Annotated in this window: 14 protein-coding genes, 2 tRNA genes and 3 other RNA genes; 10 read left to right on the forward strand and 9 right to left on the reverse strand. The window is 47.5% G+C overall.

Annotated elements, in window-relative coordinates; translation table 11 throughout:
- Positions 1-9: 9 nt before the first annotated feature.
- From oppC to oppA, 3 genes are all read right to left on the reverse strand, one after another.
- A complete protein-coding gene (oppC, locus tag ACJHYD_RS14975; RefSeq protein WP_000979661.1) occupies positions 10-918 on the reverse strand; it encodes an oligopeptide ABC transporter permease OppC in 909 nt (302 codons plus the stop codon).
- A 14-nt stretch (positions 919-932) separates the two neighbouring features.
- Positions 933-1853, reverse strand: coding sequence for an oligopeptide ABC transporter permease OppB (oppB, locus tag ACJHYD_RS14980; RefSeq protein ID WP_000911112.1), 921 nt, complete (start codon positions 1851-1853; stop codon positions 933-935).
- 85 nt (positions 1854-1938) lie between these two features.
- Positions 1939-3570 (reverse strand): oligopeptide ABC transporter substrate-binding protein OppA, encoded by a 1632-nt coding sequence (gene oppA / locus ACJHYD_RS14985; protein ID WP_000182039.1) that lies wholly within the window; start codon positions 3568-3570, stop codon positions 1939-1941.
- Between the two features lie 283 nt (positions 3571-3853).
- Between oppA and ACJHYD_RS14990 the strand changes: the two genes are divergently transcribed.
- Positions 3854-4150, forward strand: a complete 297-nt coding sequence (locus ACJHYD_RS14990) for a hypothetical protein (protein ID WP_001211512.1) — start codon at positions 3854-3856, stop codon at positions 4148-4150.
- Between the two features lie 157 nt (positions 4151-4307).
- Here the strand turns inward: ACJHYD_RS14990 and ychE (ACJHYD_RS14995) are convergent, their stop codons facing one another.
- Together ychE (ACJHYD_RS14995) and ychE (ACJHYD_RS15000) are read right to left on the reverse strand one after the other, a co-directional pair.
- The gene (gene ychE / locus ACJHYD_RS14995; protein WP_000616773.1) at positions 4308-4955 is read right to left on the reverse strand and encodes an NAAT family transporter YchE; all 648 of its coding nucleotides are present in this window, start codon (positions 4953-4955) and stop codon (positions 4308-4310) included.
- 30 nt (positions 4956-4985) lie between these two features.
- Positions 4986-5039 (reverse strand): protein YchT, encoded by a 54-nt coding sequence (gene ychE, locus ACJHYD_RS15000; protein ID WP_211180492.1) that lies wholly within the window; start codon positions 5037-5039, stop codon positions 4986-4988.
- 392 nt (positions 5040-5431) lie between these two features.
- On the opposite strand from ychE (ACJHYD_RS15000), the gene adhE reads away from it, so the two are divergent.
- Complete coding sequence (gene adhE, locus ACJHYD_RS15005; RefSeq protein WP_000301651.1) at positions 5432-8107, forward strand: bifunctional acetaldehyde-CoA/alcohol dehydrogenase; 2676 nt, start codon at positions 5432-5434, stop codon at positions 8105-8107.
- Positions 8108-8409: 302 nt separating this feature from the next.
- Here adhE and tdk read toward each other — a convergent pair whose 3' ends face one another.
- Positions 8410-9027, reverse strand: coding sequence for a thymidine kinase (gene tdk / locus ACJHYD_RS15010; protein ID WP_000068076.1), 618 nt, complete (start codon positions 9025-9027; stop codon positions 8410-8412).
- A 603-nt stretch (positions 9028-9630) separates the two neighbouring features.
- Here tdk and hns point away from each other — a divergent pair.
- Entirely contained in the window at positions 9631-10044 is a 414-nt protein-coding gene (gene hns, locus ACJHYD_RS15015) for a histone-like nucleoid-structuring protein H-NS (protein ID WP_001287378.1), read from the forward strand.
- Positions 10045-10188: 144 nt separating this feature from the next.
- On the opposite strand, the gene galU is transcribed toward hns, so the two are convergent.
- The 3 genes from galU to rssA form a co-directional block, all read right to left on the reverse strand.
- A complete protein-coding gene (galU, locus tag ACJHYD_RS15020) occupies positions 10189-11097 on the reverse strand; it encodes a UTP--glucose-1-phosphate uridylyltransferase GalU (protein WP_000718995.1) in 909 nt (302 codons plus the stop codon).
- A 201-nt stretch (positions 11098-11298) separates the two neighbouring features.
- Entirely contained in the window at positions 11299-12312 is a 1014-nt protein-coding gene (gene rssB / locus ACJHYD_RS15025) for a two-component system response regulator RssB (protein WP_000193447.1), read from the reverse strand.
- Positions 12313-12403: 91 nt separating this feature from the next.
- Positions 12404-13309, reverse strand: coding sequence for a patatin-like phospholipase RssA (gene rssA / locus ACJHYD_RS15030; RefSeq protein WP_001226476.1), 906 nt, complete (start codon positions 13307-13309; stop codon positions 12404-12406).
- A gap of 112 nt (positions 13310-13421) precedes the next feature.
- Here rssA and ACJHYD_RS15035 point away from each other — a divergent pair, with 112 nt between their 5' ends.
- From ACJHYD_RS15035 to ACJHYD_RS15065, 7 genes are all read left to right on the forward strand, one after another.
- A complete protein-coding gene (locus ACJHYD_RS15035; RefSeq protein ID WP_001314642.1) occupies positions 13422-13880 on the forward strand; it encodes a YchJ family protein in 459 nt (152 codons plus the stop codon).
- 49 nt (positions 13881-13929) lie between these two features.
- A complete protein-coding gene (gene purU, locus ACJHYD_RS15040; protein ID WP_000555849.1) occupies positions 13930-14772 on the forward strand; it encodes a formyltetrahydrofolate deformylase in 843 nt (280 codons plus the stop codon).
- A gap of 158 nt (positions 14773-14930) precedes the next feature.
- Positions 14931-15015: transfer RNA gene (locus ACJHYD_RS15045), tRNA-Tyr, on the forward strand.
- 34 nt (positions 15016-15049) lie between these two features.
- Positions 15050-15134: transfer RNA gene (locus ACJHYD_RS15050), tRNA-Tyr, on the forward strand.
- A gap of 46 nt (positions 15135-15180) precedes the next feature.
- A non-coding RNA gene (locus tag ACJHYD_RS15055) (RtT sRNA) lies at positions 15181-15312 on the forward strand.
- Positions 15313-15358: 46 nt separating this feature from the next.
- A non-coding RNA gene (locus tag ACJHYD_RS15060) (RtT sRNA) lies at positions 15359-15490 on the forward strand.
- 47 nt (positions 15491-15537) lie between these two features.
- A non-coding RNA gene (locus tag ACJHYD_RS15065) (RtT sRNA) lies at positions 15538-15669 on the forward strand.
- Positions 15670-15746: the final 77 nt, after the last annotated feature.

Raw genomic sequence — 15746 nt, forward strand, 5'->3', positions numbered from 1 at the left:
CTGCACTCCTTAACGATCTTTCGGGTCGAGGGCATCACGCAAGCCATCGCCGATAAAGTTGAAACAAAACAGTGTCACCACGAGGAATCCCGCTGGGAACAACAGTAACCATGGAGAGACTTCCATCGAGTTCGCGCCATCACTCAGCAATGCACCCCAGCTGCTTAACGGCTCTTGCGTACCCAACCCCAGGAAGCTAAGGAAAGATTCAAAGAGGATCATGCTGGGCACCAGAAGTGATGCGTAGACCACCACCACACCGAGTACATTCGGCACAATGTGGCGAATAACAATGCCCGACGTCGATACACCGCCAACTTGTGCCGCCTCAATAAACTCTTTGCGCTTCAGACTCAGGGTTTGCCCACGCACAATACGAGCCATATCCAGCCAGGAAACCATGCCTATCGCCACGAAAATCAGCAGGATGTTTTGACCGAAAAAGGTCACCAGCAAAATGACGAAGAACATGAATGGGAAGGAGTTGAGGATTTCCAGCAGACGCATCATTACCGAATCCACTTTACCGCCCAGATAACCGGAAAGCGAACCATAAAGTGTCCCGACGACCACAGCCACCAGTGCCGCAGCAACACCGACCATGAGTGAGATACGCCCGCCAATCGCAACGCGTACAAGCAGGTCGCGACCGGATGAGTCAGTACCAAAGTAGTGACCGGACTCCATATCCGGGGCGCTGGACATCATCGCCCAGTCAGTATCGTCATAGGCAAACTGCGAAAGCATCGGTGCCAGGATTACAAATAACGCGATCAGCACCAGCACTATCAGACTGGCAACCGCCGCACGGTTATGCATAAAACGTCGACGTGCGTCCTGCCACAAGCTGCGCCCTTCGACCTCCAGCTTTTCACTGAAATTTTCCAGCGTCTCGCTGTTTTTCTTACTTAACATCATCGCGAGCTCCAGTATCAGTAACGGATTTTCGGGTCGATAACCGCATATAGCACATCGACAATGGCATTAAACAAAATGGTTAACGCACCAACCAGGATAGTCAGGCTTAACACTAAGGAATAGTCACGGTTCAATGCGCCATTAACGAACAGTTGCCCAATCCCCGGCAAACCATAAATGGTTTCGATAACCATAGAACCGGTAATAATGCCGACAAATGCGGGGCCCATATAGGAGAGCACGGGTAACAGAGCAGGTTTTAATGCGTGGCGTAAAATGATCCGCCGCATAGGTAACCCTTTCGCCCGGGCAGTACGAATAAAGTTGGAGTGTAAAACCTCAATCATAGAGCCACGGGTAATACGCGCAATACTGGCGATATAGGCGAGTGACAACGCCACCATCGGCAATATCATGAATTTAAGCGCCCCACCATTCCAGCCACCGCCCGGCAGCCAATGCAAAATGATCGCAAATATCATGACTAATAATGGCGCAACCACAAAACTAGGGATAACAACCCCGGTCATTGCCAGCCCCATCACGGTATAGTCCCATTTGGTGTTTTGTTTTAATGCGGCAATAACGCCAGCACTAACACCCAGTATTACCGCAAGGAAAAATGCTGCGGCTCCCAGTTTGGCAGAAACGGGAAAACTGGATGCAACCAGGTCGTTGACCGAATAATCTTTATATTTAAACGATGGACCGAAATCGCCATGCGCCAGTTGTTTCAGGTAGCTGAAATACTGTGTCATGATCGGATCATTAAGATGATATTTCGCTTCGATATTGGCCATCACTTCTGGCGGTAAAGTACGTTCGCCGGTAAAAGGGCTTCCCGGCGCGAGGCGCATCATGAAGAACGAAATAGTAATAAGAATAAATAGCGTCGGAATCGCTTCCAGACAGCGACGTAGAATAAATTTTAACATTGCCCTACCTTCTGGCCTGTGCCTTCTGTAATGCGATAAAAATCAGACACCGTGGAGCAGGACACGCCTGCCCCACGTATTGCCATTAGTGCTTCACAATGTACATATTCCGGGTGTAGGTATTATCCAGCGGATCTTTGCCGGTATAGCCACCAACCCACGGTTTCACCAGACGCGCATTCACGTAGTAATAAACAGGAACAATGGCCGAATCCTTATCCAGCTGTTGTTCTGCTTTAGTGTACAGAGCTGTGCGCTGCGCCTCGTCAGTCGCTTTCAGCGTTTCCGCCATAATGCTGTCAAAGGCCGGGCTCTTATAATGCGCGGTATTCATCGAGCTGTTCGACAGCATGGTGTTCAGGAAGGAAGTTGGTTCGTTGTAGTCTGCACACCAGCCTGCACGGGCCACATCAAAAGTGCCCTGGTGACGGGTGTCGAGGAACGTTTTCCACTCCTGGTTAACCAGTTTGACGTTTACACCAATGTTTTTCTTCCACAATGAAGAGGCTGCAATCGCCAGCTTTTTATGCAGATCGGAGGTGTTATACAACAGGTTGATGGTCAACGGTTTGTCTGCGGTATAACCCGCTTCAGCCAGCAGTTTTTTTGCTTCTTCGTTACGTTTTTCCTGGCTCCAGCCAAACCATTCCGGCTGAGTCAATTTTGCGCCATCAGTATACGGTGGAGTGTAACCATAGGCGGGCATGTCGCCCTGCGCTTTCACTTTATTAACAATGATATCGCGGTCCATACCCAGTTTCAGTGCGGTACGCACACGTACATCGTTAAATGGCGGTTTCTGGTTGTTAATTTCGTAATAATAAGTGCACAGGTATGGATCAACGTGAACTTCGTCCGGGATCTCTTTTTTCAGCTTCTGGAACAATTCGATCGGCATGTTGTTATAAGTCATGTCGATTTCACCACTACGGTAGCGATTGACATCGGTAACTTCAGAAGCAATAGGCAAATAGGTTACCTGGTTAATAACGGTTTTCGCGTTGTTCCAGTAGGTCGGGCTGCGTTCAAGAACGATTCGTTCGTTTACGACCCAATCTTTTAAGGTATAGGCACCGTTGGTGACGATATTACCAGGCTGGGTCCATTTTTCGCCGAATTTCTCGATAGCGGCTTTTGGCACCGGTGAAGTTGACGGGTGAACAAGTAATTTATAGAAGTACGGAACGGGTTCACTTAAGGTGACTTCTAATGTGTGATCATCAATAGCTTTCACGCCGAGATCGGTAATCGGTTTTTTCCCTTCAAGAATTTCATCAATACCGGCGATATGCCCATATTGCAGATAACTGGCATACGGAGAAGCGGTGTTCGGATCAACAGAACGTTGCCAGCTATACACAAAGTCTTGGGCTGTGACTGGCGTGCCATCAGACCATTTCGCATCTTTACGCAAATGGAAGGTCCAGACTTTCGCGTCTTTATTATCCCAGGATTCAGCGACGCCAGGTGCCGGATGGCCGTCAAGATCGCTGACCAGTAAGCCTTCAAACAGGTCTCGGCTGATATTAGACTCCGGAACACCTTCAATTTTGTGCGGATCTAATGACTGAACTTCTGAACCATTGTTACGTACCAGCGTTTGTTTTTCCGCCAGTGTGACGCCTGCGGGTACATCAGCTGCCAGCGCGACATTCCCTGCCATAAGCGCAGCCAGAACGCCAGCTGCTACTAAACTTCTCTTGGTGATGTTGGTCATTGTTTTTTGGACTCCCTCATTATAATTACTGGTATTAACCAGCATGTGTAATCCCGGATTGGGACCCTGCACAGGCTCGGAGACTTTCTGCTGTCAGGTTACTTTATCGTTACGTATTACTATCACCGACTTTATTTATTCTGGTGATTCAGACGATCACCTTATGTCGATTCGTACTGTGTCTCCCCTGTCGAGACACATTATTCTTTCGCGACGCTCTTTAATTGTTAATTATTCTCATTACCAATAAAGAATCGTCTGGCGGTTGCCCGGAAAGTACCAAATGCGGTTCTTACTCGCCAATACATTTTGCAAAATTGTTAAGCAATTCTCTTTTATTGACCGTATCAGAATCTATAGCTTGCATCCATGTCTTAACAAACATCTTTTAATTCAATCAAATAGAGATTGGTTAAGCATGTCTCTCTTTTCTGATTACAGTTCCAGTAGTGAAATGCACAATAATTTAACAATTGATTATTATTTAGCACTTTCCTCTACCAAAGGCAGTGGAATTACTAATATCATTTCAATTATTCTTCAGCAAGCCCAGGATTATGATGTGGCGAAAATAACATGATGGTGAGGAGAAGCAGTTAAGGAAATCCTTATAACCAACTGTAATTTGAGAAGAATATTTTCACCCATTCCTTTTGCTTTTGATAACTGCGCGGGAACAAAGTAAAAATAATGACGAAGTAAACGGAGCATGACAGCTCCGTTTCATTTGAAAGGAATTAATTAAGCAGGCCGGGGAAAATCCCCTTAATACCAGTAACGATAAATTCAATCCCCAATGCCATCAGCAATAGCCCCATAATACGCGTGATCACGTTGATGCCGGTTTGGCGTAAAACCCGTACCAGCCACGGTGCCATGCGGAACAATCCCCAGCAACATAAAGCGAACAATGCAATAGCCACAAAGAAACCAAACAGATAGCTAATGCTGTGATAACGCGTACCCCAGACGATGGTAGAACTGATCGCCCCTGGCCCCGCCATCAACGGCAACGCCAGTGGCACCACACCAATGCTTTCACGTACCGCGGTTTCTGATTTTTCTTGCTTGTTCTGTTTATCCTCGCCAAGCTTGCCGCTGATCATCGACATCGCTATCGTCACCACCAGGATGCCCCCGGCGATACGGAACGAATCAATTGATATACCAAAAAGTTGCAGAATCGTGTCGCCGAGAAAAAGCGAGATCCACAAGATAATGGCCACAGACAGGTTGGCTGTAAGGTTAGTTTTGTTTCGCGCTGCCGCTGTCTGATAACTGGTCATGCTGATAAAGACGGGAATAATCCCTACCGGGTTGACCAGCGCAAATAACCCGATGAAAAATTTGAAGTAAACGGGAAAATCAAAAAGGGTCTGAATCACGGTTAGCTCCGAAGCAAAAGCCGGATAATGTTAGCCATAAATAAGGTTAAAAAGACGCGCTGACAATACGCCTTTTGACAGCATTTTTCACCTCCTAACTACTTAAAATTGCTATCATTCGTTATTGTTATCTGGTTGTGCAAAACATGATAATGTAGCCAACAAATCATACTACAATTTATTAACTGTTAGCTATAATGGCGAAAAGCGATGCTGAAAGGTGTCAGCTTTGCAAAAATTTGATTTGGATCACGTAATCAGTACCCAGAAGTGAGTAATCTTGCTTACGCCACCTGGAAGTGACGCATTAGAGATAATAACTCTAATGTTTAAACTCTTTTAGTAAATCACAGTGAGTGTGAGCGCGAGTAAGCTTTTGATTTTCATCGGTTAAGCAAATCATCACCGCACTGACTATACTCTCGTATTCGAGCAGATGATTTACTAAAAAAGTTTAACATTATCAGGAGAGCATTATGGCTGTTACTAATGTCGCTGAACTTAACGCACTCGTAGAGCGTGTAAAAAAAGCCCAGCGTGAATATGCCAGTTTCACTCAAGAGCAAGTAGACAAAATCTTCCGCGCCGCCGCTCTGGCTGCCGCAGATGCTCGAATCCCACTCGCGAAAATGGCCGTTGCCGAATCCGGCATGGGTATCGTCGAAGATAAAGTGATCAAAAACCACTTTGCTTCTGAATATATCTACAACGCCTATAAAGATGAAAAAACCTGTGGTGTTCTGTCTGAAGACGACACTTTTGGTACCATCACTATCGCTGAACCAATCGGTATTATTTGCGGTATCGTTCCGACCACTAACCCGACTTCAACTGCTATCTTCAAATCGCTGATCAGCCTGAAGACCCGTAACGCCATTATCTTCTCCCCGCACCCACGTGCAAAAGATGCAACCAACAAAGCAGCTGATATCGTTCTGCAGGCTGCTATCGCTGCCGGTGCTCCGAAAGATCTGATCGGCTGGATCGATCAACCTTCGGTTGAACTGTCTAACGCACTGATGCACCACCCAGACATCAACCTGATCCTCGCGACTGGTGGTCCGGGCATGGTTAAAGCCGCATACAGCTCCGGTAAACCAGCTATCGGTGTAGGCGCGGGTAACACGCCTGTTGTTATCGATGAAACTGCTGATATCAAACGTGCAGTTGCATCTGTGCTGATGTCCAAAACCTTCGACAACGGCGTAATCTGTGCTTCTGAACAGTCTGTTGTTGTTGTTGACTCTGTTTATGACGCAGTACGTGAACGTTTCGCAACCCATGGCGGCTATCTGTTGCAGGGTAAAGAGCTGAAAGCTGTTCAGGACGTTATCCTGAAAAACGGTGCGCTGAACGCGGCTATCGTTGGTCAGCCAGCCTATAAAATTGCTGAACTGGCAGGCTTCTCTGTACCAGAAAACACCAAGATTCTGATCGGTGAAGTGACCGTTGTTGATGAAAGCGAACCGTTCGCACATGAAAAACTGTCCCCGACTCTGGCAATGTACCGCGCTAAAGATTTCGAAGACGCGGTAGAAAAAGCAGAGAAACTGGTAGCTATGGGCGGTATCGGTCATACCTCTTGCCTGTACACTGACCAGGATAACCAACCGGCTCGCGTTTCTTACTTCGGTCAGAAAATGAAAACGGCTCGTATCCTGATTAACACCCCGGCTTCTCAGGGTGGTATCGGTGACCTGTATAACTTCAAACTCGCACCTTCCCTGACTCTGGGTTGTGGTTCCTGGGGTGGTAACTCCATCTCTGAAAACGTTGGTCCGAAACACCTGATCAACAAGAAAACCGTTGCTAAGCGAGCTGAAAACATGTTGTGGCACAAACTTCCGAAATCTATCTACTTCCGCCGTGGCTCCCTGCCAATCGCGCTGGATGAAGTGATTACTGATGGCCACAAACGTGCGCTCATCGTGACTGACCGCTTCCTGTTCAACAATGGTTATGCTGATCAGATCACTTCCGTACTGAAAGCAGCAGGCGTTGAAACTGAAGTCTTCTTCGAAGTAGAAGCTGACCCGACCCTGAGCATCGTTCGTAAAGGTGCAGAACTGGCAAACTCCTTCAAACCAGACGTGATTATCGCGCTGGGTGGTGGTTCCCCGATGGACGCCGCGAAGATCATGTGGGTCATGTACGAACATCCGGAAACTCACTTCGAAGAACTGGCGCTGCGCTTTATGGATATCCGTAAACGTATCTACAAGTTCCCGAAAATGGGCGTGAAAGCGAAAATGATCGCTGTCACCACCACTTCTGGTACAGGTTCTGAAGTCACTCCGTTTGCGGTTGTAACTGACGACGCTACTGGTCAGAAATATCCGCTGGCAGACTATGCGCTGACCCCGGATATGGCGATTGTCGATGCCAACCTGGTTATGGACATGCCGAAGTCCCTGTGTGCTTTCGGTGGTCTGGACGCAGTAACTCACGCCATGGAAGCTTATGTTTCTGTACTGGCATCTGAGTTCTCTGATGGTCAGGCTCTGCAGGCACTGAAACTGCTGAAAGAATATCTGCCAGCGTCCTACCACGAAGGGTCTAAAAATCCGGTAGCGCGTGAACGTGTTCACAGTGCAGCAACTATCGCGGGTATCGCGTTTGCGAACGCCTTCCTGGGTGTATGTCACTCAATGGCGCACAAACTGGGTTCCCAGTTCCATATTCCGCACGGACTGGCAAACGCCCTGCTGATTTGTAACGTTATTCGCTACAACGCGAACGACAACCCGACCAAGCAGACTGCATTCAGCCAGTATGACCGTCCGCAAGCTCGCCGTCGTTATGCTGAAATTGCTGACCACCTGGGTCTGAGCGCACCGGGCGACCGTACTGCTGCTAAGATCGAGAAACTGCTGGCATGGCTGGAAACGCTGAAAGCTGAACTGGGTATTCCGAAATCTATCCGTGAAGCTGGCGTTCAGGAAGCAGACTTCCTGGCGAATGTGGATAAACTGTCTGAAGATGCATTCGATGACCAGTGCACCGGCGCTAACCCGCGTTACCCACTGATCTCCGAGCTGAAACAGATTCTGCTGGATACCTACTACGGTCGTGATTATGTAGAAGGTGAAACTGCAGCGAAAAAAGAAGCCGCTCCGGCTAAAGCTGAGAAAAAAGCGAAGAAATCCGCTTAATCAGTAGCGCTGTCTGGCAACATAAACGGTCCCTTCTGGGGCCGTTTTTTTGTTTTACCCAAAGCAACTTTCCCATAAACCGACAGCATTTGCCTTCATCATATTTACGGCGATGTATAACGCCTACACACAGCGATATTGTACTTTACAGGTCACAAGTCAATGTCACTGTAAAAGCGCTCTGTGAGGGGTATAGTGGCGTTAAAGAACTGTCGAGAAGGGTATATACACCGGATGAAGTGAGTAAAACGAACTGACAGGATAAAAGCGCCCTGCTCACCCTGTCAGTAAAGAAATTCTTATTAATCGTGGCGATGCCTTTCCTGAATAGCCGTTAATGAGCCGACTTCTAACGCTTCTTTATAGTGTTTACGGCATACAGAAACGTAGCGTTCATTACCACCAATAACCACCTGCTCACCTTCGTTATAAGGTCTGCCTGCTTGATCAAGACGCAGCACCATGCTTGCTTTGCGGCCACAAAAACAGATGGTTTTTAATTCAACCAGTTTGTCGGACCATGCCAGTAAGTATTGGCTGCCAATAAATAACTCACCTCGAAAATCGGTACGTAAACCATAACAAAGTACGGGTATATCGAGTTGATCGACAACCTCCGATAATTCATATACTTGTTGTCTGGTTAAAAACTGGCATTCATCAACCAGTACGCAATGAATTGCCTGCTGTTCATGTTCCGCACGAATCTCATCAAATAATGATGAATTTTGGTTAAATAATTTTGCAGGCGATGACAAACCTATACGCGAGCTGACTTTCCCGGCACCAAAGCGATCATCAATTTCTGCCGTATATACGACAGTGCGCATGCCGCGTTCCTGGTAATTGTATGAAGATTGCAACAATGCTGTAGACTTACCCGCATTCATTGCGGAATAGTAGAAATATAGCTGTGCCATCAGCCACAGGCCCTCAATGATATGAATTAAAGTTGGCTGGAGTTTATCATAATTCGTCAGTTTTTCAGCTCAACAGTATGCACAGAAGTGGTATATGCGTTCTCCCTTACGAAGCCTTGCATAATCCTTCTGAGCTATCATTACAACTGCCTCGCTTGTTATAAGCGGGTAAATGACTGCTGGTAACTATTCACAATCTTTAACCTGTTGCGCAAGTAATAGCCCTCTGTTGACCTCCTGGAGATAGTGCAATACTAAGTCCCTGCTCTTATTGCGACTGTTCTACTTTTCATCATTCGCTTAATAGGGAATTCTCGTAAACACGACTAATACAGAAGACTGAAAGGTCGTCAGCCTACGATAATCTCCCCATAAAATGTGACATGAATCAGGAAGTTTTAACCTCACGTGCTGCGAAATCATCGGCGCAAATAGGGCTATATGCCGCGTCTTTTCTGGCTAATTTTATGAAAAGATATTTATTGGCGGCACAAAATAAAGAACAATTTTGAATTCCTTACATTCCTGGCTATTGCACAACTGAATTTAAGGCTCTATTATTACCTCAACAAACCACCCCAATATAAGTTTGAGATTACTACAATGAGCGAAGCACTTAAAATTCTGAACAACATCCGTACTCTTCGTGCGCAGGCAAGAGAATGTACACTTGAAACGCTGGAAGAAATGCTGGAAAAATTAGAAGTTGTTGTTAACGAACGTCGCGAAGAAGAAAGCGCGGCTGCTGCTGAAGTTGAAGAGCGCACTCGTAAACTGCAGCAATATCGCGAAATGCTGATCGCTGACGGTATTGACCCGAACGAACTGCTGAATAGCCTTGCTGCCGTTAAATCTGGCACCAAAGCTAAACGTGCTCAGCGTCCGGCAAAATATAGCTACGTTGACGAAAACGGCGAAACTAAAACCTGGACTGGCCAGGGCCGTACTCCAGCTGTAATCAAAAAAGCAATGGATGAGCAAGGTAAATCCCTCGACGATTTCCTGATCAAGCAATAATCTTTTGTAGATTGCACTTGCTTAAAAATCCCGCCATCGGCGGGATTTTTTATTGTCCGGTTTAAGACAATTTAATAAGAATAAGCTATAAAAAAACGGCGTCGATTGCTCAACGCCGTTTCGTGGATAACACCGATACGGATGTTACTTCTTAATGCCCATCTCTTCTTCAAGCCAGGCTTTAAATTCCGTGCCAAGGGTGTTATGACGAATACCGTATTCAACGAAGGCCTGCATGTAACCTAATTTATTACCGCAGTCATGGCTCTTCCCTTTCATATGATAGGCTTCCACCGTTTCTTTTTCGATCAGCATATCAATTGCGTCGGTGAGCTGAATTTCATCACCAGCTCCCGGAGGGGTTTTTGCCAGCAACGGCCAAATATCCGCGCTAAGTACGTAACGACCCACAATAGCGAGATTAGACGGCGCAACATCCGCTTTCGGTTTTTCTACCACACCAACCATCGGTACGCTTTCACCCGGCGCTAATTCAACGCCTTTGCAATCCACAACGCCATATGCGGTAACATCAGCAACCGGTTCAACCATGATCTGGCTATGACCCGTTTCATCAAAGCGGCGGATCATCTCTGCCAGGTTATCCTGTGACAAATCGGATTCATATTCATCCAGAATAACGTCAGGCAAAATAACAGCCACAGGTTCATCACCCACTACCGGGTGAGCACACAATACCGCATGTCCCAGGCCTTTCGCCAGCCCCTGACGAACTTGCATAATAGTCACGTGCGGCGGACAAATAGACTGCACTTCATCAAGCAGTTGACGTTTTACACGTTTTTCCAGCATTGCTTCCAGTTCAAAACTGGTATCAAAGTGGTTTTCAATCGAGTTTTTAGATGAGTGAGTAACCAGCACAATTTCAGTAATGCCAGCCGCAATACATTCATTCACGACGTATTGAATTAATGGCTTATCGACAAGTGGCAGCATCTCTTTCGGGATGGCTTTCGTCGCCGGCAACATCCTGGTTCCTAATCCCGCAACGGGGATAACGGCTTTTTTGACTTTCGTATTAATGGCAGCCATTTAAATTCTCCTGGACTGTTCGTGTTTTGAACGTGTTCATATTTCTGTATCGCATCCCAGTATATCAGCACCCCGAAGGGGCTAAGTTCTGAAAAGGAGGCGAGTTAGCATAATTAAGACAATTACTTATACGAATGGCGACGATAGTAACACCAGCCGACATTAGCAGGTAATGCAAATTTAGCCCGCGTTATCGTTTGCTCATTCTGCAGACAACATCAAGCGAAGCCGACCACCGGTTCCCCATATTTGGCATTGCCAGGCATCGCATCGCTGGCTCAATTGATTCAAATAAGCGTTACCTAAAGTGCCTAACGGAACACCATTACTGATTTGCACCTGGTGTTCGCCAGTATTTAATGTCGCATTCAGACCCGCAGAAACCAGAATGAGATTTTTCAGTTCGCGATGATAATAGCCAACTAATAGCGGAAACTGCCCCGGTAGATTGGCCTGACGGAGTAAATGGTTTACCTGCTTCAATAACGCGCCCAACTCTGGCAACCGTTGATTTTGATGTGCAAGCTGTTCCTGTAATAATCCGTTAAACAATGCGCGTAATAACAAGGCAGCAAGTACGCCATTATGTCCAGCTCGGGTGACATCAAGGCAATAAAATGCCAGATCGTTTTCCGAAAGTGCGGCAATATCAAGCACCAGGCCGGGTTTGTCCGCGGCAACCAATTGACGATAATTAACCCGGCAATGGGAAATCACCTGCTGAACCGGCGGTTGCAATTCCTGTAATAATTTCGCCGCTGCGGCAGGGTTATCAACCATTGCATCCCAGTCGCGAAAAAGCCTCTCCTCTTCCTCAACGCGGGAATTAAACATGCTGGGATAGAGACAGGCAAAAACCATCTCGCGCAAGCGATTCAGATCTTTAACTGGTTTCAGCAAAACATCTTCAACGCCCAGACGTAACGCTTTGGCAATATCTGCCATATTTTCAGTGGCAGATATCACCAGAACAGGTGTCTGGTCGCCTCTGTTACGTATATGCTCCAGCAGTTTAAGCCCGTTCATTCGTGGCATCGCGATATCACATATCATCAGGTCTGGAGTGAAACCTCCCAGCAACTCAAGGGCATCCACCCCATCAGCCGCCAGTACCGTTGTCGCTCCCAATGAGGAAAACCACGAATCCAGAAGCGAGCGAAATACCTGCTCATCTTCAACAATGAGAATCTGTTTTCCGACCAATGGCTGCGTCATGTTCTCTCCCCTGACTGGCTTTACTCAATAGTGGCATGCTATTGCCACCTGCGCCTGTCAGAATTAACTTAAGTGTAGATAAAAATTCTGGTCAAATGTTGGTGCGTACCAACGGCAAAAGTTCATCCATTTTCTTTTCCACTGCCAGCTGCCCAGCCGCAATGGCAGCGTGCGCGCGATGGAAATCAAGCGTAGATATTTGCGGGCAAACAGGTTGAATCAGAATATCGGGCGGATCACCTGCCATGCGGTTCCTTTTAAGGCGGTTCTCCAGCACTTGGATAGAAGTGGTCATAATCTCTGTTGCCGTTGGCGCTGTCACCGCCCGACGTGTCGTTATGCTGCCCAACCTTTCTTTCAGACGCGCATGCCACGGCAGAGAATCACCATTCTCGCTATTTTCTTCACTAACATTAAAGGAGAGCAGATCTTGTTGCATCAAATGAGCATCGTGCTGCAGGTCGACCGCTATCACAATATCAGCACCCAATGCACGCGTGAGCGAAATAGGAATTGGGTTAACTACAGCGCCATCAACCAGCCAGTAGCCGTTATGCGCAACGGGTGCCATTAGTCCTGGAATACTGCATGATGCACGAATAGCAAGATGGAGATCGCCTTCAGTAAACCATAATTCGCGCCCAGTACTTAAATTGGTGGCAACAGCCGCGAAGCGACGGGAACAATTTTCGATCTCTGTTTCCGGCATTATTTCGCGATATTGATTGAAGACACGCTCGCCGCGCAGTAACCCACCGCGCTGCCAGGAGAGATCCATCAGGCGTAAAACATCCCAATAACTGAAAGAGGTCACCCAATCTTCCAGCGCAGATAGTCGATCGCATGCATAGGCAGCGCCCACCAGCGAACCAATTGAACATCCTGCAACGATATCAATTTCAATACCCACTTTTTTTAGCGCATTAATAACGCCAATATGCGACCAACCTCTCGCCGCGCCAGATCCCAGCGCCAGCCCTATTTTTATCTTTCTCATTATTCCCGCAAGATTCCCCTGGAATGCAATCGTAGCAACATCGCTACTGCTCGGTTAACATAGTGCTACTCAGGCGGTTAATACGCCGTTATTGTTTCCAGGGAGATTATTTGTGTCTCAGCTTTGTCCCTGTGGTAGTGCTGTCGAGTATAGCCTATGTTGCCACCCTTATGTGTCTGGTGAAAAGGTTGCACCTGATCCAGAACATCTCATGCGTTCGCGTTACTGCGCTTTTGTGATGAAAGACGCAGATTATTTAATAAAGACCTGGCATCCATCTTGTGGAGCGGCGGCGTTACGTGCCGAATTGATTGCCGGATTTGCGCATACTGAATGGTTAGGATTGACCGTATTTGAACATTGTTGGCAGGACGTCGACAATATCGGATTTGTCAGTTTTGTTGCGCGATATACCGAAGGTGGCAAAACAGGTGCAATCATTGAACGTTCGCGATTTTTGAAAGAAAACGGTCAATGGTACTATATTGACGGTACACGTCCGCAGTTTGGCCGCAACGATCCCTGCCCTTGTGGTTCAGGTAAAAAATTTAAAAAGTGCTGCGGCCAATAATGGTTGACGGTACGGTTTAGCAAACACTCTCAACAAGGTTTTTCCAGCAATGCATTCACTCCAACGTAAAGTTCTGCGTACTATTTGTCCGGACCAAAAAGGTCTGATCGCACGTATTACCAATATTTGCTACAAGCACGAGTTAAATATCGTACAGAACAATGAATTTGTTGATCACCGTACCGGGCGCTTTTTTATGCGCACGGAACTGGAAGGAATTTTTAATGATTCCACCCTGCTGGCGGATCTCGACAGCGCATTGCCAGAAGGCTCCGTACGTGAGCTGAATCCTGCCGGTCGTCGCCGGATAGTGATTCTGGTCACTAAAGAGGCGCATTGCCTCGGCGATTTGTTGATGAAAGCCAATTACGGCGGCCTGGATGTCGAAATCGCGGCAGTTATTGGTAACCACGATACTTTACGTTCTCTGGTTGAGCGTTTTGATATTCCGTTTGAGCTGGTAAGCCATGAAGGGTTAAGCCGCAACGAGCACGATCAAAAGATGGCGGATGCCATTGATGCTTATCAGCCTGACTACGTGGTGCTGGCGAAGTATATGCGGGTATTAACGCCAGAATTTGTGGCACGCTTCCCGAATAAGATCATCAATATTCACCATTCATTCCTGCCAGCGTTTATCGGCGCACGTCCTTATCACCAGGCCTATGAACGTGGCGTGAAGATTATTGGCGCAACCGCTCACTATGTGAATGACAATCTGGACGAAGGTCCAATCATCATGCAGGACGTTATTCATGTCGATCATACCTACACAGCTGAAGATATGATGCGCGCAGGTCGTGACGTCGAGAAAAACGTCTTAAGTCGCGCACTCTACAAAGTACTGGCGCAGCGCGTCTTTGTTTACGGTAATCGGACGATTATTCTTTAATCGCCAGCAAAAATAACTGGTTACCTTTAATCCGTTACGGATGAAAATTACCCAACCAGTTCATTTTTCTCAACGTAACACTTTACAGCGGCGCGTCATTTGATATGATGCGCCCCGCTTCCCGATAAGGGAGCAGGCCAGTAAAAGCATTACCCCGTGGTGGGGTTCCCGAGCGGCCAAAGGGAGCAGACTGTAAATCTGCCGTCATCGACTTCGAAGGTTCGAATCCTTCCCCCACCACCATCTCAAGCATTACCTCAAAATTTGAATTACCCCTGGTGGGGTTCCCGAGCGGCCAAAGGGAGCAGACTGTAAATCTGCCGTCATCGACTTCGAAGGTTCGAATCCTTCCCCCACCACCATCACTTTCAAAAGTCCGTGAACTCTCAAACGAATCCGCGATTAAATATTCTGCCCATGCGGGGAAGGATGAGAAGCTTCGACCAAGGTTCGACTCGAGCGCCAGCGAGAGAGCGTGGCCGCAGGCAACGACCCGAAGGGCGAAGCGCGCAGCGCTGAGTAATCCTTCCCCCACCACCATAACTTTCAAAAGCCCCGGAATTCTCAAACGAATCCGCAATCAAATATTCTGCCCATGCGGGGAAGGATGAGAAGCTTCAACCAAGGTTCGACTTGAGCGCCAGCGAGAGAGCGTTGCCGCAGGCAACGACCCGAAGGGCGAAGCGCGCAGCGCTGAGTAATCCTTCTCCCACCACCATCACTTTTCAAAAGTCCGTGAACTCTCAAACGAATCCGCAATTAAATATTCTGCCCATGCGGGGAAGGATGAGAAGCTTCGACCAAGGTGCGACTCGAGCGCCAGCGAGAAAGCGTTGCCGCAGGCAACGACCCGAAGGGTGAAGCGCGCAGCGCTGAGTAATCCTTCCCCCACCACCATCACTTCCTGTAAATACTCAAAACCTGTTACTCCGAGCTAATTCTACCCAATGGCACCGCGTTTACCGGACCTACAA

This window comes from Escherichia sp. WS1368 (genome assembly GCF_046487485.1).
GTDB lineage: Bacteria > Pseudomonadota > Gammaproteobacteria > Enterobacterales > Enterobacteriaceae > Escherichia > Escherichia coli.